The 18,244-nt window shown below is 73.4% G+C and carries 13 protein-coding genes and 1 pseudogene; 6 read left to right on the top strand and 8 right to left on the bottom strand.

Features of this window, described 5'->3' with window-relative positions; translation table 11 throughout:
• Positions 1-91 precede the first annotated feature (91 nt).
• Positions 92-829 carry a GntR family transcriptional regulator gene (locus J4557_RS24810; RefSeq protein ID WP_208269141.1) on the top strand — a complete coding sequence of 246 codons (738 nt, stop codon included), beginning with the start codon at positions 92-94 and terminating at the stop codon, positions 827-829.
• Positions 830-915: 86 nt separating this feature from the next.
• On the opposite strand, the gene J4557_RS24805 is transcribed toward J4557_RS24810, so the two are convergent.
• The 7 genes from J4557_RS24805 to J4557_RS24775 all read right to left on the bottom strand — a co-directional run bounded on the left by J4557_RS24805 (position 916) and on the right by J4557_RS24775 (position 10,484).
• Positions 916-3,594, bottom strand: coding sequence for a sugar-binding protein (locus J4557_RS24805; RefSeq protein WP_208269140.1), 2,679 nt, complete (start codon positions 3,592-3,594; stop codon positions 916-918).
• Positions 3,595-3,643: 49 nt separating this feature from the next.
• Positions 3,644-4,438, bottom strand: coding sequence for a carbohydrate ABC transporter permease (locus tag J4557_RS24800; RefSeq protein WP_208269139.1), 795 nt, complete (start codon positions 4,436-4,438; stop codon positions 3,644-3,646).
• Positions 4,435-5,409 (bottom strand): carbohydrate ABC transporter permease, encoded by a 975-nt coding sequence (locus tag J4557_RS24795; protein WP_208269138.1) that lies wholly within the window; start codon positions 5,407-5,409, stop codon positions 4,435-4,437. Before J4557_RS24795 ends, J4557_RS24800 begins: the two co-directional genes overlap by 4 nt.
• Before the next feature lie 135 nt (positions 5,410-5,544).
• Positions 5,545-6,900 (bottom strand): extracellular solute-binding protein, encoded by a 1,356-nt coding sequence (locus J4557_RS24790; RefSeq protein ID WP_208269137.1) that lies wholly within the window; start codon positions 6,898-6,900, stop codon positions 5,545-5,547.
• An 89-nt stretch (positions 6,901-6,989) separates the two neighbouring features.
• Positions 6,990-8,234: a carbohydrate kinase family protein gene (locus J4557_RS24785; RefSeq protein ID WP_208269136.1), complete on the bottom strand. Its 1,245-nt coding sequence runs from the start codon at positions 8,232-8,234 to the stop codon at positions 6,990-6,992.
• Positions 8,235-8,349: 115 nt separating this feature from the next.
• Positions 8,350-9,726 carry a 6-phospho-beta-glucosidase gene (locus tag J4557_RS24780; protein ID WP_208269135.1) on the bottom strand — a complete coding sequence of 459 codons (1,377 nt, stop codon included), beginning with the start codon at positions 9,724-9,726 and terminating at the stop codon, positions 8,350-8,352.
• Positions 9,723-10,484 (bottom strand): DeoR/GlpR family DNA-binding transcription regulator, encoded by a 762-nt coding sequence (locus J4557_RS24775; RefSeq protein WP_307800182.1) that lies wholly within the window; start codon positions 10,482-10,484, stop codon positions 9,723-9,725. The genes J4557_RS24780 and J4557_RS24775 overlap by 4 nt, the downstream gene beginning before the upstream one ends.
• Before the next feature lie 212 nt (positions 10,485-10,696).
• Between J4557_RS24775 and J4557_RS24770 the strand changes: the two genes are divergently transcribed.
• Together J4557_RS24770 and J4557_RS24765 are read left to right on the top strand one after the other, a co-directional pair.
• Positions 10,697-11,548, top strand: a complete 852-nt coding sequence (locus J4557_RS24770; protein WP_307800181.1) for an NAD-dependent protein deacetylase — start codon at positions 10,697-10,699, stop codon at positions 11,546-11,548.
• A 74-nt stretch (positions 11,549-11,622) separates the two neighbouring features.
• Positions 11,623-12,300, top strand: a complete 678-nt coding sequence (locus J4557_RS24765) for a hypothetical protein (protein ID WP_208269132.1) — start codon at positions 11,623-11,625, stop codon at positions 12,298-12,300.
• Between the two features lie 138 nt (positions 12,301-12,438).
• On the opposite strand, the gene J4557_RS24760 is transcribed toward J4557_RS24765, so the two are convergent.
• A complete protein-coding gene (locus tag J4557_RS24760; RefSeq protein ID WP_307800180.1) occupies positions 12,439-15,486 on the bottom strand; it encodes an FAD-binding and (Fe-S)-binding domain-containing protein in 3,048 nt (1,015 codons plus the stop codon).
• 190 nt (positions 15,487-15,676) lie between these two features.
• On the opposite strand from J4557_RS24760, the gene J4557_RS24755 reads away from it, so the two are divergent.
• From J4557_RS24755 to J4557_RS24745, 3 genes and pseudogenes are all read left to right on the top strand, one after another.
• Entirely contained in the window at positions 15,677-17,203 is a 1,527-nt protein-coding gene (locus J4557_RS24755; RefSeq protein WP_208269130.1) for a hypothetical protein, read from the top strand.
• A gap of 71 nt (positions 17,204-17,274) precedes the next feature.
• Entirely contained in the window at positions 17,275-17,715 is a 441-nt protein-coding gene (locus J4557_RS24750; RefSeq protein WP_208269129.1) for a hypothetical protein, read from the top strand.
• A pseudogene (locus J4557_RS24745) lies at positions 17,712-18,244 on the top strand (hypothetical protein); the annotation flags it as partial. The gene J4557_RS24750 and the pseudogene J4557_RS24745, both read left to right, overlap by 4 nt.

Raw genomic sequence — 18,244 nt, 5'->3', positions numbered from 1 at the left:
TCTGTCAACACTATGTCCTGACATAAGGACTTAAATATATCCGGACGGCGGTGGACTAAGCTGCGTCACACCCCCGAGAGAGGAGACCCGCGTGCACGGACCGACGGTCACGCTGGACCGCGGCAGCCCGGTGCCGCTGTACTTCCAGGTCGCCCAGCAGCTCGAGGCGGCCATCCGGTCCGGCGAGCTGCCGCCCGGCGCCCGGCTGGACAACGAGCTCGACCTCGCCGCCCGGTACCGGCTGTCCCGGCCGACCGTCCGGCAGGCGATCCAGCACCTGGTCGACAAGGGGCTCCTCGTCCGCAAGCGCGGCGTCGGCACCCAGGTCGTCCAGTCGCAGGTCCGCCGCCCCATCGAGCTGACCAGCCTGCACGACGACCTCGCCGCGGCCGGCGCCGAACCGCGCACCCGGGTGCTGGAGTTCGGTCCCGCCCCGGCGGGCGACGAGGCCGCCGAACGGCTCGGCGTCCCGGCCGGGACCGAGGTGCTGCGGCTGCGCCGGCTGCGGCTCACCGGCGGCGAGCCGCTGGCGCTGCTCACCAACGTGCTGCCCGCCGGGCTGATCGACGTCACCGCCGAGCACCTCGCCGAGCACGGCCTGTACGAGACGCTGCGCTCCGCCGGGGTGAACCTGCGGATCGCGCACCAGACGATCGGGGCGCGGGGCGCGACCGCCGCGGAGGCGCGGCTGCTGGACGAGCGGAGCGGCACGCCGCTGCTCACCATGACCCGCACCGCCTTCGACGACAACGGCACCGCCGTCGAGTACGGCGACCACGTCTACCGGGCCGACCGGTACTCCTTCTCCCACACGCTCGTCGGCCGCTGACCGGGCCGGACGCGCCCCCGGCGCGCCGGCCCGGCCATCGGGCGGATGCCGCCGCGCCGGGCGCGAACCCGGCGCGGCGGCGCCGTTCACCGGCTCAGCCGGGCGATGCTGCTGGCCGTGCCCCCCTTCTTCGCCTCGAACGCGACGGCGAGCAGGCCGCTCGCGCCCGTCACCGTCACGGACTGGGAGCCGGCGCCCTTCACCTCGACGGTCTTGGTGCCGAGGACCTTGCCGTCCCAGGCCGTCACGTGGGCCGTGCCGGGACCGGTGGCCTGCAGCAGGAAGGTCGCCGACCCGCCGGACACCTTCGGCTCACCGGCGATCCGCGCGCTGTCGGACCGCGGCGCCGCCGGGCCGCCCGCGAGCGGGATCCCGGTGCGGACGGCCTGCTCGATCGACTCGGGCGAGTTGACCGAGGCCGCCGCGTCGGTCGGCATCACCGGCGCGGGCGGGGTGGTCGGCAGGCTCGGGTCCGGGGTGTAGCCGGGCAGGGTCGTCTGGCCCCACCGGTACGGGTCGCCCTGCACGCCGCCCCAGGTCGACCAGCCGATCCGGGTCTGGCCGGTCTTGTCCTGGGTGTCGGAGTCGTAGACGAAGACGTTCAGGCCCATCCGCGCCGGGTCCACGGCTGTCGGCAGGTCCTTGAACGGGATCTTCGCCTCGATGGTGTAGCCGTCGTAGGGCTGGTTCACCGTCGCGGCCACCTGCATGCCGGGCGCCGCGTCCGCACCGCCCTGGTGGGCGTCGGCGTCGCGCTCGAAGCAGGGCTTGCCGTCCGACATCTGCGGGAAGATGCCGGTCTTGAAGGTGGTCGAGGTGTTCTCCGAGTCACCGCGCGGGTCGATCCCGATCTCGACCGAGTCGGTGCGCCAGTGCCGCTTGCAGTCGTCCGCGCCGAGCACCGTGCCCTGCTTGTCGTCGCGGACCTTGACCAGCACGTTCAGCGCGTCGTCGGTCCAGGTCACCTTGCCGGTGGCCGAGCAGTCGGCGGCCGACTGGCAGGCGTCGCCCTCCCACACCCGCGACAGGTTCAGCTCGGCGCCGGCGTACTCGCCGGGCTCCTCCTTGCCGTCGATCTTCGGGGCGGCGGACGCCTTGGGGATCTCGGCGACCGGGACCAGTTCCAGCGCCGCCTGCTCCACGTCGGCCGGGCCGGACGACGGGGTGGTGGTGATGGTGTAGTCGTAGTCGCCGCCGGAGCCGCCCTCGTTGGACGTGGGCAGCGAGGCGTCGGTGTTGGTCACCTTGAAGGTGGCCGTGCCCTTCGCGCCGGCCGCGAGCGTGTACGGCTTGGACGCGGCGTCGGCCGAGAAGCCCTTCGGCAGGTCCAGCTTCACCGTGCCCGACTGCGCGGACGAGGTCGTGTTCACCAGGTCCACCCGGACGTCGCGCGACCTGCCCGACGCGACCGTCAGCACGCGCTTCATCTGGCCGATGAGCGCGGGCACGCCGGTCCTGGTGGCCCAGGTGTCGAAGTCGTCGACGCGGGGCAGCGGCTGCTGCCGGCCCGTGACGGGCGGCTGGACGCTCACCATCGTCGCGGTCTGGCCGGTGGCGCGGCCGGACGTGAGCGTCGCGGAGATCTGGGCGCGGCCCACCGTGGCGCCGGCGGGCGGCGTCACCGTGAACGTCGCCGTCCGCTCGCCCGATCCGACCTTGCCCAGGTCACCGTTCCCTGTCACGTTCCAACCGGACGGCACCGAGAGTGCGGCCCGCGCGTTCTTCAGCTGCTGCGGCGCGCTCGCGTGCGCAGTCACCGTGAACGCCGCGCCGGGCGTCACCCCGTACGACTGCGCGGTCAGGAAGAACTGCGTCCCGAGCGGCAGGCCGCCCTTGCCCGGCGTGACCGCGCCCTCCAGCGGAGCCGACGGGTCGGCGTTGCCGAGCGTGAACGGCACCCGGCTCGCGATCTGGGTGAAGAAGTCGCAGCCGATCTTGGACGGGTCCGACGGCGCGTCCGGGAACCCGGCCCAGCCCTGGCTCACGTACAGCCGCTGCGCCTCCCGCTCCACCTGCGCCCACGTCTTGCCGCCGTTGCGGGGCGACGTGCGGCCGCCCCACACCCCGTACGCCACCGACGCCGGCGTGCTGGGGGTGACCTTGGCCGCGCAGTCCTGCCCGGTCGGGCCGGACGCGCCGCCGCCCTGGAACAGCCGCCCCGGCGCCCAGGTCTTCAGCCCCTCCTTGCCGAGCTGGGTCGGGAAGGCCTTGGGGTCGGCGGCGGCGTAGTACGCCTCGGTCGCCAGCCGCGCGGCCTCCTGGTGGTTGCCGTGCTGGCCGGGCAGCGGCGCCGGGTTCATCGTCACGATCACCTTGGGCCGGGTCTCGCGGACGATCCGCACGACCTTCGCGAGCGTGTCGTCGTGGCCCCAGGTGTCCTCGGTGAGCGGCGCGCTCACCGTGTAGTAGAAGTCGACCTTGTCGAGGTTGTGGACGTCGGTGACGCCCGCCTTGCCGACCGCGCGGCGCTCCTCGTTCTCGCGCAGCAGGCCGAGCGCCGGGCCCTCCTCGGTCCCCGCGGCGTTGCCGCCGCCCTCGCCGCGGGTGACGGTCAGCACGCCCGTCCTGGCCTTGTCGAACTCGTTCCACTGGCCGAGCGTCGACAGGGTGCCGGACTCGTCGTCGGGGTGCGCCCCGACGAAAAGCACGTCCAGCCGGCCCTGGTCGGACGGTGCCGTCCGCGCCTGCGCGGGCGGGCCGGCCAGCGCGATGGCCGAGCCCGCCAGCGCGGCGGACAGGACGGCGGGTAGGGCGAGTCTTCGCATGAACTCTCCTGTTCCGTTGCGGGGCCGCTGGGGGGCGGCCCCGGACTCCCTACTCCTTGATGGCCCCCGAGAGCATCCCTGCAATGAACCGCCGTTGCAGGAAGACATAGACGATCACGATGGGCGCGGCGATGATCAGCGCGCCCGCCATGAGCAGCGAATAGTCGGTCTTGTGCGCGCCCTGGAAGAACGAGAGCCCCAGAGGCGCGGTGCGCAGTCCCTCGTCGGAATTGACGATCACCAGCGGCAGCAGGAACTCGTTCCAGGTCCACATGGTGATCAGCACGACCATGGTGAGGATGGCGGGCCGGCCGACCGGCACCAGCACCCGCCACAGGGTCGTCCAGCTCGACGCGCCGTCCATCCGGGCCGCCTCCATCAGCGAGGGCGGGACGCTGCGGAAGTAGGCGCGCATCCAGAACGTGCCGAACGCGACCGACATGGCGACCTGCGGCAGGATCAGCCCGGCGTAGGTGTTGTCCAGCCCGGCCGAGCGCAGGTCGAAGTAGAGCGGCACGACGACGGCCTCGGTCGGGATGGTCAGGCCCGCCAGGAACAGCAGGAACACCGCCCCCGCGCCGCGGAACCGCATGACGCCGAGCGCGTACCCGGACATGATCGAGAAGACGCTGGCCAGCACCACCGTGATGGCGGTGACGATGACGCTGTTGCGCAGGTAGGCGGCGAAGTGGCCCTCGCTCCAGGCCACCCGGAAGGTGTCGAAGGACAGGTCCCCGGGCAGCCGCAGCGCCTGCGCGACGATGCCGATCATCGGGAACAGGGCGATCACCGCGAACAGCGCCAGCACGGCGTGGTTCAGGATCCGCTCGTAGCGCCTGCTCATTCGCCCCTCCCCTCGACGAGGCGGCCGATGCCCGCGGTGACCGCGAACGCCAGCACGGCCAGGGTGACGCCGATCGCGCAGCCGAGGCCGACCTCGCCGGTGTTGAACGTCCGGTTGTAGACCTCGTAGGCGGGCACCTTCGTGGAGTCGCCCGGCCCGCCGGCGGTGGCCATGTAGATGAGGTCGAAGTTGCGCACCGCCATGATCGTGGTGAGCGTCAGCGCCACCGACAGCTCGCGGCGCAGCCCCGGCAGGGTGACGGTGAAGAACTCCCGGACCGCCCCGGCGCCGTCGATCCGCGCCGCCTCGTACAGCTCCCGCGGGATCTTCTGCACGCCGGCCAGGAACAGCACCAGCGCCAGGCCGATCTCCACCCAGGTGCCGACGAGCCCGATGGCGGGCAGCGCGAAGGTGAAGTCGCCGAGCCAGCCGTGCCGCCAGTCGGGGAGCCCGAGGTCGTGCAGCCAGCCGAGGACGGTGTTGACCGGCCCGTGCGTGGAGTACACCCACTGCCACGCCACCGCGACCGCGACCATCGCGATGACCTGCGGCATGAACAGCACGGTGCGGAAGAACGTCAGGCCGCGGATCTTCGTCCGGGACATGATGGCCACCAGCACGAACGCGATGCAGCACGGCAGGATCGCGTAGAACACGATCAGTAGCAGCAGGTGCCCGAACGCGCCGCGCAGCGTCGGGTCGGTCCAGGTGGCGGTGTAGTTGGACAGCCCCGCCCAGGTCGCCTGGCCGATGCCGTCCCAGTGGTAGAGGGAGAACTGCACTCCCCGCACCAGCGGCCACAGCAGGAACGCCCCGTACACCGCCAGGGCCGGCAGCACGTACAGCCAGCCGACGGAGCGGGGCTCGCCCGGCGGCCGGGACCTGGCCCGGCGGCCTGCGGGCCGCGCGTTGCTCGAGCCGGACGCCTCGGGCCCCGGCTCGGGGGTCTTCTGCCGCGCGACGGTCGTCATCTGCGCGCTCCTCGCTGTCACCTCGTCGGCGCGGGCCGCCCTCGCGTTCCGCGCGGGGGTCGGCCGGTGCCCCGCCGCCGCGCCGGGGGTGCCGGGGCGGCGGCGGGGCCGGCGGTCACGCCGGGCCGGTCGTCACTACTTCTTCTTCTGGAAGGCGGTGTAGTCGTCCTGGGCCGCCTTCATGGCCTCCTGGGCGGACTTCTTGCCGGCCACGAGGCCCTGCAGCGGACCGCCGAACGCGTCGGTGAACGTCGGGGTCGTGTAGTCGATGTAGGGGGTGGTGCCGTCGTTCTTGCTGAGCTCGGCCCAGGCCGTCGACACCTCCTTCATCAGCGGCTTGTCCGGCTGCGTGGAGGCGGGCAGCACCGGAAGGCTGCCGGTCTGCACCGCCACGTTCATCGCCTCCGGGGAGGTGATGAAGTTGATGTAGGCGGCGGCGACGTCGGCGTGCTTGGACTTGGAGGTGATCGACCACGGCAGGCTCTCGCCGCCCATGGTCGCCACGGGCGCGCCCGCCTGCGGCGCGGGCGGCAGCGCGAAGCCGACCTTGTCCTTCATCCGGTCGTTGAGGTCCGGCGCCCACCAGGTGCCGCCGAACATGAACACGCCCTCGCCCTTGGCGAAGTTCACCGGGGTGTCGTCCCACTTCACCGAGTTGGAGTCCTTGGTGAGGTAGCCCTTCTTCGCCCAGTCCGCGAGCTTCTGCGCGGCCTGCACGTTGGAGGCGTCCGTCCAGGAGCCGCCGCTGCCGAACACCAGCTTGCGGACGGCCTCCTTGCCGGTCGCGGCGTCCTGCAGGATGCCGTACAGCTGCATCGCGGGCAGCTTCTCCAGGTTGCCGAACGCGATCGGCACCTCGCCCTTGCCCTTGGCGGTGGCGAGCGCCTGCTCGAACTCGTCCCAGGTCTTCGGCGGCTGGATGCCGAGCTTGGCGAGCTTCTCCTTGTTGTAGTAGAGCCCGACGATCTCGCCGTTCAGTGAGACGCCGTACAGGTCGCCCGACCCGATGAGCTTGCCGTCCTTGGTGACGCTGTTGAGGTCCAGCAGGCCCTTCGGGTACCGCTTGGACCACCCGTACGCCTGGTCGTAGGCGCCGAGCGGCAGCAGCATGCCGTCCTTGACGTACTGGGCCATGGACGCGTAGCCCTGGTTGGCCTCGACGACGTCGGGCGGGTTGCTGCCCGACAGCGCGAGCCGCAGCGTCTTCTGCAGGTCGCTGAAGGAGCGCGACACCCGCTTGATCTTGACGTTCGGGTACTTGGCCTCGAACTGGGCGTTGAGCTTCTCGATCTGCTCCTTCAGCCCGCCCTGGACCTCCTGGTCCCAGACGGTGAGGGTCACGTTCCCGGCCTTGGCGACGTCGGTGCTGACCGCCGCGGGCGCCTTGCTCGCCGGCTTGTCGTCCGACGAGCCCGGCGCGCAGGCGGCGGCGAGCGCGGTCACCAGGGCCGCCGCCGCGGCGACCGTGCTCCGTCTCATGAGCGTCGGCATTCCTGCGGCTCCTTTCTGTGCTGCTGTCCCGTGCCGGCCCGGGGGCCGGTACGGGTCCTGGGGTGGGGCGGGGGGGCTGGGACGATCGGTCAGGACGAGTGCTGCAGGTCGTCGCGGAGCGTCGGCTCGGCGCGCACGACGGTGTCGGTCGCCGAGTCGGGAATGTAGTCGACGACGAACGCGTACGGTTCGAGGACCTCCTCGGGGACTTCGCCGGACTCGCCGAACGCGGCGATCTCCCCCCAGCAGGGGGCGCCGAGCGAGCCGCTGCGGTGCCGGACCGACAGGCCCGCGCACAGGTTGGCGAACTTCAGCCGCTCGTCCAGGGGGAGCCCGGCGAGGGTGCCGAACAGGAACCCGGCGCCGAACACGTCGCCCGCTCCGGTGGCGTCCAGCGCCCGGACCGGGAGCGCGTCGGTCTCGGCGACCTCGCCGCTGCGGGCGTCGATGGCGATCGCGCCGGCGCCGCCGCGCTTGACCACGACCACCGGGACGCGCTCCGACAGGGCGCGGGCTGCGGCCTCGGGCGAGGCGGTGCGGGTGTAGGCCATCGCCTCGACCGCGTTGGGCAGGAACACGTCCACGTGCTCGAGGCGGTCCAGCACCTCGCTGGACCAGGTCTCGGTGGCGTCCCAGCCCAGGTCGGCGAAGACCGTGGTCCCGGTGGCGCGCATGTCCCGCGCCCACGCGGGCACCGGCCGCTCGATGTCGATGAAGCAGGCCCGCGCCGACGGGGGCGCCGACCCGAGCACCTCCTCGTAGGGGCCGTCGGCGGAGCCGATGTCCGGGACGGGCTTGGCGTAGGTGACCATGCTGCGGTCGGAGTCGTAGGCCAGCGACACCGTGACCGGCGTGGGCCAGGCGGGGACGCGGCGGGAGTGGCCGAGGTCCACGCCCTCCTGCTCGGCGAGGGTCCGCCACAGGTAGGCGCCGAACAGGTCGTCGCCGAACGGGGCGGCGAGCCCGACGCGCAGGCCGAGCCGGCTCATCGCCACCGCGATGTTGGCGATGCCGCCGGGCGCCGAGCCGAGGCCGTCGGTGAACAGCTCGGTGCCGGGCGGCGGCAGGCCGGGCAGCCCGGTGAAGATCATGTCCATGAAGACCTGGCCGGACAGGAACACGTCGAGGTCGGGCGCCGGCCCCTGGCCGCCGTCCGCGCGCTCCGCCAGCAGCCGCTCGGTCACCGCGCCGCGCTCGGCGCACGGGTCGGCCAGCGAGGGCTCGGGCGGGCGGCCGCGGGCCCCGGTCTCGCCGCCGGACGGGGCGGCGGGCGGGGCGGCGGCGGTGCCGTCCTCGCCGGCGGCCGGAGCCCCGCGCAGGGTTCCTGCTGTCATTGCGCCTCCTCACGAGGGCCGTCAGAGATGAGACCAGGATGACCGGTTGTCAGGACAAAACAGGGTGGGGTACGGGCCGGGAGGGGCGGTGGTGCCGCGGCCGGCCTGCCGCCCGTCACGTCCCGCCCGCGAACACGGCCGCGACCTCCGGGATGCGGGCGGCGTAGCCGTCCAGCAGCCGCCGCCCCACCGACACCGAGTCGACCAGCGGGTGCAGCCCGAACGCCTTGGCCGCCTCGGCCCGGGAGCCGGTCCGCGCGGCGCTGATCGTCAGCCGCTCCACGGCCTTGACCTGCTGCATCAGGCCGGCCTGGTGCAGGTCGGGCTGCGCGAGCGTCAGCGGGTGCACGCCGCCGGCGTCCACCAGCACCGGCACCTCCACCACGGCGTCCTCGGGCAGCGCGCGCACCGTCGTCCCGTTGCGGACGTTCAGGATCATCGTGGCGGGCTCGTTGCGGCTGATCGCGGCCATCACGCTCAGCGCGACGCCGGCGTAGCCCTCGTCGACCGGGTCGACGCCGGCGTGCCCCGCCAGCTCGCTCCCGGTGTCGGCGCCCTTCATCTCCGCCATGTAGCTCGCGCTGCGGGACGCGACCGTCTCCCGCCACAGTTCCATCGCCGCGCCGCCGGACGCCGCCGCGATCCGCTCGTAGAACGCGGCCTGCTGGTTGGCCAGGAACTCGCCGCGCGTCTGGGGCGCGTCGAGGGTGGCGCGGACCGCCTCGCGGTTGAAGTAGTAGTAGTACAGGTACTCGTTCGGGATCACCCCGAGGTCGCGGAGCCAGTCGCGGCCGAACACCACGCCCTCCTCCAGCGAGCCGAGCAGCTCGTCGTCGGCGAGCAGCCGCGGCAGCACGTCCACGCCGTCGTGCAGGATGCGGCGCATCCAGCCGAGGTGGTTGAGGCCGACGTAGTCCAGCTGCACGCGGGACGGGTCGAGGCCGAGCGCCGCGGCGACGCGGGTGCCGAGCCCCGACGGGGTGTCGCAGATCCCGAGGACCCGGTCGCCGAGCACCGACTGCATCGCCTCGGTGATCATGCCCGCGGGGTTGGTGAAGTTGATGACGTAGGCGTCCGGCGCGAGGGCCTTCACCCGGCGCGCGATGTCGAGCATCACCGGGATCGTGCGCAGCCCGTAGGCCAGGCCGCCGGGGCCGGTGGTCTCCTGCCCGAGCACGTCAAGGTCGAGCGCCACCCGCTCGTCGCACACCCGGCCGGCGAGCCCGCCGACGCGGATCGCGGCGAAGACGAAGTCGGCGCCCTCGAGGGCCTTGTCCAGCTCGGTGGAGGTGAACACCTTCGGCGCCGCGCCGGCGCCGCCCGCGTCCTCGTCCGCGAGCGCGGCCAGCACCGCCGCCATGCCCTCGAGGCGGCCGGCGTCGGAGTCCTGCAGCCAGACCTCCTCGATGCGCGGGGTGCCGTGGTCGCGCAGCAGGGCCTGGTACACGTAGGGCACCCGGAACCCGCCGCCGCCGAGAATGGCCAGCTTCATGCGATGAACACCTTCCCGCCCGCCTGCCGGCAGAGCTCGAGAGTCTTCGGATCGGCCCCGGCCGTGGTGACGAGGGCGTCGACCTGCGCGAGGGAGCACACGCGCAGCGAGCCGGTGCCGGGGAACTTGGCCTCGGAGGCGACGAGCACGACCCGGTCGGCGGACTCGATCATCGCCTGCTTGATCGGGGTCTCGACCTCCATGTCGTCCACCACGAGCCCGTTCGGCCGGACCCCGGTGCAGCTGAGGAACACCAGGTCGGCGCGCACCTGGCGGAGCGCGGTCTCGGTCAGCGACCCGACCAGCGTCAGGTAGTTGCGCCGGACCACGCCGCCGAGCAGGCACAGCCGGACGGCCTCGTCGTCGCGCAGCTCGTCCAGCACGGCCAGGTTCGCGGTGATCACGGTGACCGGGCGGCCGCGCAGGTGCCGGGCGAGCAGCCGGGTGCTGGTGCCGATGTCGAGCACGACGACCATGTCGTCCTCGACCAGGGCGGCGGCCCGCGCCGCCACGGCCTCCTTCTCGGCGCTGTCGTGCTCGGCCGACACCGCGAAGGAGACCTCCGGCACCGCCGCCCGCGGGGTCAGCGCCGCACCGCCGTAGGTGCGGACGAGCTCACCGTTGCGGTCCAGCAGGTCCAGGTCCCGGCGGATCGTCGACTCGCTCACCTGAAGGCTCTCGGCCAGCTCCTTGACGGACGCCGCCCCCTTCGTGCGCAGCGAGGACACGATCTGCGCGCGTCGCTTGCTCGAGGTCACGCAGGGGAACGTAGCACTCATGACCGACTTCGGTCATCACCTGGTGGAAAGTTGCTCGAACTCCGTCATTCACGCACCTGACCTGCACATATCCCCGTCAGTACATGGCAGGAGTCAGTCAACACGGTCAAGATCGGCCCGGTTCACCACGGGCGGACGGTCACCGCCTGTCAGAACGGACGGTCAACCGCGCCGTCGTGCACCATGGAGAGGTGACGCAGGTTGTAGAAGAACGGTCGGAAACGGTCCCCGGGCTGGCGCTGCTGGCGGACCTGGTGGCCGACGGCGACGTGGTGGTGCTGAGCGGCGCGGGACTCTCCACCGAGTCGGGCATTCCGGACTATCGGGGCGAGACCGGCCGGCGGCGGCGCGCCGAGCCGATGACCTACCAGCGCTTCACCGGGGACGCTGCGGCGCGGCGCCGGTACTGGGCGCGCAGCCATCTCGGCTGGCGGCACATCGCCGGGGCCCGCCCGAACGCGGGCCACCGCGCGGTCGCCGAGCTGCAGCGGCGCGGCCTGCTGGCGGGGATCATCACCCAGAACGTCGACGGGCTGCACCAGGCGGCGGGCGCGGACGGCGTCGTCGAGTTGCACGGCGGCCTCGACCGGGTGGTGTGCCTGGACTGCGGCGAGCGCACCCCGCGCACGCGGCTGGAGGAGCGGCTGCGCGCCGCGAACCCCGGCTGGGACGCCCGGCCCGACATGATCAACCCGGACGGCGACGCGGTGCTGTCGGACGCCGACGTCGCGTCCTTCCGGACGGTGGACTGCGCGCGCTGCGGCGGGCTGCTGAAGCCCGATGTGATCTTCTTCGGCGAGAACGTGCCGCCCGCGCGGGTCCGCGACTGCTACGCGCTGACCGAGTCCGCCGGGACCCTGCTGGTGCTCGGGTCGTCGCTGACGGTGCTGTCGGGGTACCGGTTCGTGCGGCACGCGGCGCGGCACTCCGTGCCCGTGGCGATCGTCAACCGGGGCGCGACGCGCGGCGACCCGCACGCGCTGGTGACCCTGGACGCGCCGCTCGGCGCGACCCTGGAGGAGCTCGTCGCCCTGGCGTCCTGACCGGCCGCGCCGCCTCCGGCGCGGTTCGGGGAAACGGCGGGTACCTCCACCTCCGCCCCGCTACGGTGATCATCATGGACATGGGGGCGGAGGACATCGCCGCACTGCTCGCCGGGCTTCTGGCGGAGGGGCACGCGCTGCCCGCGTCGGCGGACGGCGCGGAGGTCGACGTGGCGGGAACGGGCGTGCGGATCGCGATCGCCGCGCCGCAGCCGCAGGACAACGGGCTCGTCCAGTTGCCGATCGGGGTGTCGCATCCGAGCTTCGGCGGGATGTTCGCCTGGGACCAGGCGGTGGGCGTGCCGGGCGGCGACCGGCATCCGGCCACCGACGCGCTCGACGGCTGGACGCACACGGTGTTCCCGGTGTTCGCCGCCGCCCTGCTGCCCGCCTGCGACCTCGCCGCGCACGCGACGGCGGTGCCGATCGAGGGCGGCGACCGGAAGGCGGAGGTGTTCTACGGCCCGGTCGCGATGCGCGACTTCGGCGGCCTGACCGACGCCGACCGGTCCGCCATGGCGGACCGCCCGCCGACCCGGGTCGTGATCGAGGAGCTGTTCACCGGGTACGCGCTGCCGGACCGCCCGGTCTGGGCGTTCACGTTCTGCGCGCGGCTGCCGTCCGGGCCGGTCACGGAGGTGACGCTGCTGAACGGCGAGGCGGGCTCGTCGTTCGGGCACATCGCCGACCACCTGCCCTGGCACGGCCACGGCTCGGTCAAGTCGTGGGCGCTGGTCGTGCCGCGCGGCTGAGCGGCGTCCGGTCGACCGTCCGCAGCGCGGTGGACGGGTCGACCTCCAGCAGCCCGGCGGGCGTGACGAGCTTCGCCGGCCCCCGCGTGGACGGCACGACCAGCGGCCGGCGGGCCCTCAGGGCCGGCCGGCGGGCCCTCAGGGCCGGCCGGCGTCGTCCGGCAGCAGGTCGGCGAGCAGTTCGGCGAGGTGGCGGGGCCGGGCGTCGGTGCCCGCCTCGATCTGCGTCCGGCAGGAGAACCCGTCGGCCAGCACGGTGGTGCCGGGCCCGGCGTCCTCGACGGCGGGCCACACGCCCTGCTCGGCGATCTTGGTCGAGACCTCGTAGTGGCCGTTCTCGAAGCCGAAGTTGCCGGCCAGGCCGCAGCACCCGACGTCGAGCGTCTCGACCTCGACGCCGGCGCGGGCGAGGACGCGCTCGTCGGTGCCGAACCCCATGACGGCGTGCTGGTGGCAGTGCGGCTGGGCGATCGCGCGGACCTTCGGCCGGTCCAGCCCGGCGACCACGTCGTGGGACGCGCCGGGCGAGGGGCCGCCGGACTCCTCCTGGTGCTCGTCGAGCAGCTCGGCGAGGGTGCGGGTCTGGTCCCGCAGCCGTTTCACGTCGTCCTCGACGCGGTCGCCCTCCATCAGCTCCGGCGCGTCGGCGCGGAAGACGGCGGTGCAGCTGGGCTCCAGGCCGACGACGGGGATCCCCTCGCGCAGCCGCGGCGCCAGCGCGCCGACGGTGCGGCGCAGCACGCGCGCCGCGACGCCGAGCTGGCCGGTGGAGATCCAGGTCAGGCCGCAGCACATCGGGACCGGCGGCACCTCCACCTGGTACCCGGACGCCTCCAGCACGCGGACGGCTGCCTTGGCGATGTGCGGGTGGAAGTTGTTGGTGAACGTGTCGGGCCAGAGCACGACCCGGCGGCCGCCGGTGCGCGCCGGGCGGCGCTTGAACCAGTCGGTGAACCGCTCGGCGGCGAACCGCGGCATCTCGCGCTGCGGGGCGATACCGCCGAGCCGCTTGATCACCCGGTCGAGGCCGGGGACGTTCAGCGCGGTGTTGGCCGCGCCGGGCGCCACCGAGGCCATCTTCGCCCAGAGCGGCAGCCAGCCCATCGTGTAGTGCGCGGGCGGGCGGATCCGCCCGGCGTAGTGGTGGGACAGGAACTCGGCCTTGTAGGTCGCCATGTCGACGTTGACGGGGCAGTCGCTGCGGCAGCCCTTGCAGGCCAGGCACAGGTCGAGGGCGTCGCGGACGTCATCGGACCGCCACCCGTCGGTAATAACGGCGGCGCCGCCGGGCCCGGGGACCGACGGGTCGGGCGTGCCGTCCTGCGGCATGCCGCGCATCATCTCCATCAGGATGCGGGCGCGGCCGCGGGTGGAGTGCTCCTCCTCCCCCGTCGCCCGGTAGCTCGGGCACATGACGCCGCCCGACGAGGCGCGGCACTTGCCGATGCCGACGCAGCGGGCCGCCGCGTGGGTGAAGCGGTGCTTGTCGTCGGGGTAGGAGAAGTGCGTCCTCGGCTCGGCGGGGTCGTAGCCGAGGTGGTCGAGGTTGTCGTCGAGGCGGTAGGGGTGGACGACCTTGCCGGGGTTCATCTTCCCCCGCGGGTCGAAGATCGCCTTGAACCTCCCGAACAGCCGGACGACCTCGTCCCCGAACATCAGCGGCAGCAGCTCGCCGCGGGACTGGCCGTCGCCGTGCTCGCCCGACAGCGACCCGCCGTAGTCGACGACGAGGCGGGCGGCGCGCTCGATGAACCTGCGGTAGTTGCCGGTCCCCTTCTCGTCCTCCAGGTCGAACGGGATGCGGGTGTGCACGCAGCCCTGCCCGAAGTGGCCGTAGAGGGCGACGGGGCCGTAGCCGAACTCGTCGATGAGCCTCTGGAAGTCGCGCAGGTAGTCGCCGAGCCGCTCGGGCGGGACGGCCGAGTCCTCCCAGCCCTCGTGGGTGTCGGGGTGCCCGGGCGGGTAGGCGGTGGCGCCGAGCCCGGCCTCGCGGACCTTCCAGAGCCGCTCCTCGAGCGCGGGGTCGTGCACGAAGGTGCAGTGCGGCGGGTCCGGCTCGTTCTCCAGCCGCTCGATGAGGTCGTGGGCGCGCCGGTCGGCCTCCTCCTTGGTGTCGCCGCCGAACCGGACCATGAGCCACCCGGACCCCTCGGGCATGTCCTTCAGGACGGCGGGCCCGGCGAGCTTGTCCTGCCTGGCGAGGTCGAGGAGCGTGTCGTCCATGCCCTCGAGCGCGAGCGGCTCGGAGGGCAGGACGCGCTTCACGGCGTCGCCGGCCGCGAAGATGTCGTCGTAGCCGAGCACCGCCAGCGACTCGAACGGCGGGACCGGCACCAGGCAGATCTCCGCGCGCAGCACGGTGACCAGCGTCGACTCCGACCCGACCAGGGCGCGCCCGACGTCGAAGCCCTTCTCGGGCAGCAGCGAGTCGAGGTTGTAGCCGGACACGCGGCGCGGGATGTCGGGGTAGCGGGTGCGGATCAGCTCCATGCCGTCGTCGCGGAGCGCGCGCAGCGCCCGGTAGATCTCGGCGGGGCGGCCGCCCTCGGCCTGGATCCGCTCGTACTCCTCGTCGGAGGTCGGCCCGACCCACATCCGCACGCCGTCGTAGGTCAGCACCTCCAGCCGGACCACCGAGTCGACCATCTTCCCGTACGCCTGCGCCGACGCGCCGCACGAGTTGTTGCCGATCATCCCGCCGATCGTGCAGGTGTCGTGGGTGGACGGCTTCGGCCCGACCATCAGCCGGTGCTCCGACAGCGCCTCGTTGAGGTCGTCGAGGCACGCGCCGGGCTCGACGATCGCCGTCCGCCGCTCCGGGTCGACGGAGACCAGGTCGCGGCAGTACTTCGACCAGTCGATGACGACGGCGGTGTTGCAGCACTGCCCGGCCAGGCTCGTCCCGCCCCCGCGCGACAGCACCGGGACGTCGTGCTCGGCGCAGACGGCGACCGCCTCGGCGCCGGCCTCGACGGTGCGGGGCACCACCACGCCGATCGGCGGCTGCTGGTAGTTCGAGGAGTCGTGCGCGTAGGCGGCCCGCGATCCGGGATCGAAGCGGACCTCGCCGTCCACCCGGTCGGCCAGGTCGCGGCGCAGCGCCGCGGTCCCCCGCTCCCCGTCGCCGCCGGGGCCCTGCCCGGTCCCGCCCCGCCTCGCGCGCTCGCCGTGTCCCAGCTTGCCCACCTGACGCAGTCGCTCCGCCGATACAGACATGTCGGTGCGCATACCCGTGTCGCGCCGTTCAATCCGGGAGCGCCGACGGCGCGCCCGCCCGTGGCGGCGCCGCTTCCGGCCCCGGCGATCGCGCCTGCCGAGCGCCCGCTTTGGGATAGGGTGTCGGCCGATTCATTTGATCTTGTCGCGGGGGACGTCGTTGCAGGGTGCCCGACCAGCTGGTGACCTCACACCCGAGCTGCTCCGATCGCCGGTCTGGCACGACCGGCAGGTCCAGTCCGCGGGCATCCCGCTCTACGACGTGCCGCTGGTCACGGTCGGCGGCGGGCTCGGCTCGTTCACGCTGGTGGACGTCCTGCGGATCCAGGGGGTCGCGGCGGGCGCCCTCCGGGTGCTGTCCAGCCGGGACGCGCCCTGGCAGTCGTGGGAGTACCTGACCCGGGTGTCGCAGCTGCCGGCGGGCGAGCGGATCCGCTCCGACGCCGGCGCCCGGCCCGACAACATCTGGGGCTTCCCGTCCTACGCGCTGCACGAGGCGTGGCAGGACAAGTCGGTCAAGCTGCTGTGGCAGGTGCTGACCGAGCCGATCCTCAGCGACTTCTTCAGCCCGCGCGCCGCCACCGTGTTCGAGACCGTCCGCCGCGAGGCCGACCGGATCTCCTACTGGCAGATGCTCTCCAAGGGGCAGGTGCGGATGGTGCGGCGCCGCGCGGGCGGCGGCTACTTCACCGTCCTGACGCCGCCGCCCGGCACGTCCGCGACCAAGCGGGTCGTGATGCGGTCGCAGTACGTGCACCTGGCGGTCGGCTACCCCGGCCTGAAGTTCCTGGCCGACCTGCAGCAGTTCCGCGAGACCCACAACGACTACCACCGCGTCGTCAACGCCTACGAGCCGCACGAGCACGTCTACGAGACGCTGAAGTCGCGTCCGGGCGTGGTCGTGGTGCGCGGCGCCGGGATCGTCGCGTCCCGCGTGCTGCAGCGGCTGATGGACGACCGGGAGCGGTACGGGCTGCAGACGCAGATCGTCCACATGTTCCGCACCTTCGTCACCGGCGTGCACGGCTCGGGGCCGTGGATGCGGCGCAAGGGCGGCGACGGCTGGGCCTACCAGGCGTTCACGCTGCCGAAGTCGGCGTTCGGCGGGCAGTTGAAGGCGCAGTTCCGGCGCGCCGGGCCCGAGCGGCGCGCCGCGCTGTCCAAGGCCGTCGGCGGGACGACCACGCCGCGGCTGCGCCGCTGGCAGGAGCAGATGCGGCGGGGCCGCGCCGGCGGCTGGTACCACCCGTTCCAGGCCGTGGTGGACCGGGTCGAGCCGACCCCGGACGGGCGGCTGGTGTCGCTCACCCGCAGCGACGACGGGCGCCTCGGCCGGTACACCTCGGACTTCATCATCGACTGCACCGGGCTTGAGGCCGACATGCCCGAGCACCGGGTGCTGGCCGACCTGCTGGAGTACGGCGGCGCGCGGCGCAACGGCGCGGGCCGCCTCGCGGTCGGCGAGCACTTCGAGGTGCTCGGCGCCGAGAGCGAGGGCGGGATGCTGTACGCCTCCGGCGCCGCCGCCGCGGGCAACCACTTCCCCGCCGTCGACAGCTTCCTCGGCATGCAGACCGCGGCGCTGGACATCGCCGCGGACCTGGCCCGGCGCGGGTTCTGCTCGCGGCTCGGCCCGGTGCGGTCGGCCGGCCAGTGGATCAGGTGGATGAGGGGCCGTCCCCTCTGATCCGCCGCCCGCCCCGCTCCCCTCCCCGCCCCCGCCTCCCTCCACGCCTTCCCCACGCAGGAGCTCCCACCGTGATCCCCACCCTCGCCGGACGCCTGCAGACGCGGATCTTCGTGCTGTCCACGGTCGGCGCGCTGCTGACCGCGCTGGTCGTCCCGGTGCTGCCGGGCAGGCCGGGCTCGCTCGGCGCGGCGTACCGGACGGCGTTCCTGATGCTCCTCGCCGTGATGGTGGTGGGGCTGGCGTGGGAGCTGCTGTACCACCTGCTGATGCAGTTCCGCTGGGACAAGGACTGGCCGACGCTCTTCGGGCTGGTCACCATGGTCCCGGAGGGCGCCGCCATGTGGCTGCTGCTGAACACCGGGCTCGTCCCCGGCGTCGGAGACCATGTGTCGGCATCGATGTTCCTGACGATGTTCGTGTTCGTGTGGCTCGGCCAGTGGCTGTTCCTCAACGGGCCCATGCGCGTGTTCTTCGTGCGGTGGAGGCTGCGCGGCGGACGGCTGCTGTGAGCGGCGGGTCGCGGGCGTTCGCGCGGCCGCTGCCCGGCGACGGGCTCGTCGCGCAGGAGGGCGAGCTGTCGCTGGTGTGCGCGGCGCCCGACGCGGTGACGGCGCCGCTGGTGGACACGCTGCTGACCGCGCTGCAGGAGGTCTCGGAGGCGGGCGGCGACGGGGCGGAGCTCGTGCGCCGCGCCGCGCGGGCGCTGGCCGGCCGCGCCGGGAACCGGCCGCCGGCGTGCGCGGTCGCCGGGCCGTCCGGACGGTCGGGGCTCGCGGTGCTGGCCAGCGGCGAGGCCGTGGCGCGGGTGATGCTCGCGGACGGCGACGAGGTCCGGGTCGGCGGCGGCCCGCACGGGCCGTCCGAGCGGACCGTCGAGGGGCCGGTGGCGAGCCTGGAGCTGACGCTGGGCGGCGCCGGCCGGGCCGAGCCGCGGCTGCGGCTGGCCTCGGGCGTGGTCCGCGGCGGCGGCCTGCGCCGCGCGGGGCGGCGCCCCGCCCGGTCGGGAGAGCCTCGTGTTGGGGCGGGGGGTGTAGGCTT

Origin of the sequence: Actinomadura nitritigenes (assembly GCF_017573545.1) — a bacterium.
In the GTDB taxonomy this organism is placed as follows: domain Bacteria; phylum Actinomycetota; class Actinomycetes; order Streptosporangiales; family Streptosporangiaceae; genus Spirillospora; species Spirillospora nitritigenes.
This window is presented reverse-complemented; position numbering and strand designations above follow the sequence as displayed.

Coding starts and splice junctions, on each gene's coding strand:
- J4557_RS24785 (WP_208269136.1), bottom strand. CDS start 8,234: ATGACAGCAGGAACCCTGCGCGGGGCTCCGGCCGCCGGCGAGGACGGC.
- J4557_RS24795 (WP_208269138.1), bottom strand. CDS start 5,409: ATGACGACCGTCGCGCGGCAGAAGACCCCCGAGCCGGGGCCCGAGGCG.
- J4557_RS24805 (WP_208269140.1), bottom strand. CDS start 3,594: ATGCGAAGACTCGCCCTACCCGCCGTCCTGTCCGCCGCGCTGGCGGGC.
- J4557_RS24780 (WP_208269135.1), bottom strand. CDS start 9,726: ATGAAGCTGGCCATTCTCGGCGGCGGCGGGTTCCGGGTGCCCTACGTG.
- J4557_RS24790 (WP_208269137.1), bottom strand. CDS start 6,900: ATGCCGACGCTCATGAGACGGAGCACGGTCGCCGCGGCGGCGGCCCTG.
- J4557_RS24765 (WP_208269132.1), top strand. CDS start 11,623: ATGGACATGGGGGCGGAGGACATCGCCGCACTGCTCGCCGGGCTTCTG.
- J4557_RS24800 (WP_208269139.1), bottom strand. CDS start 4,438: ATGAGCAGGCGCTACGAGCGGATCCTGAACCACGCCGTGCTGGCGCTG.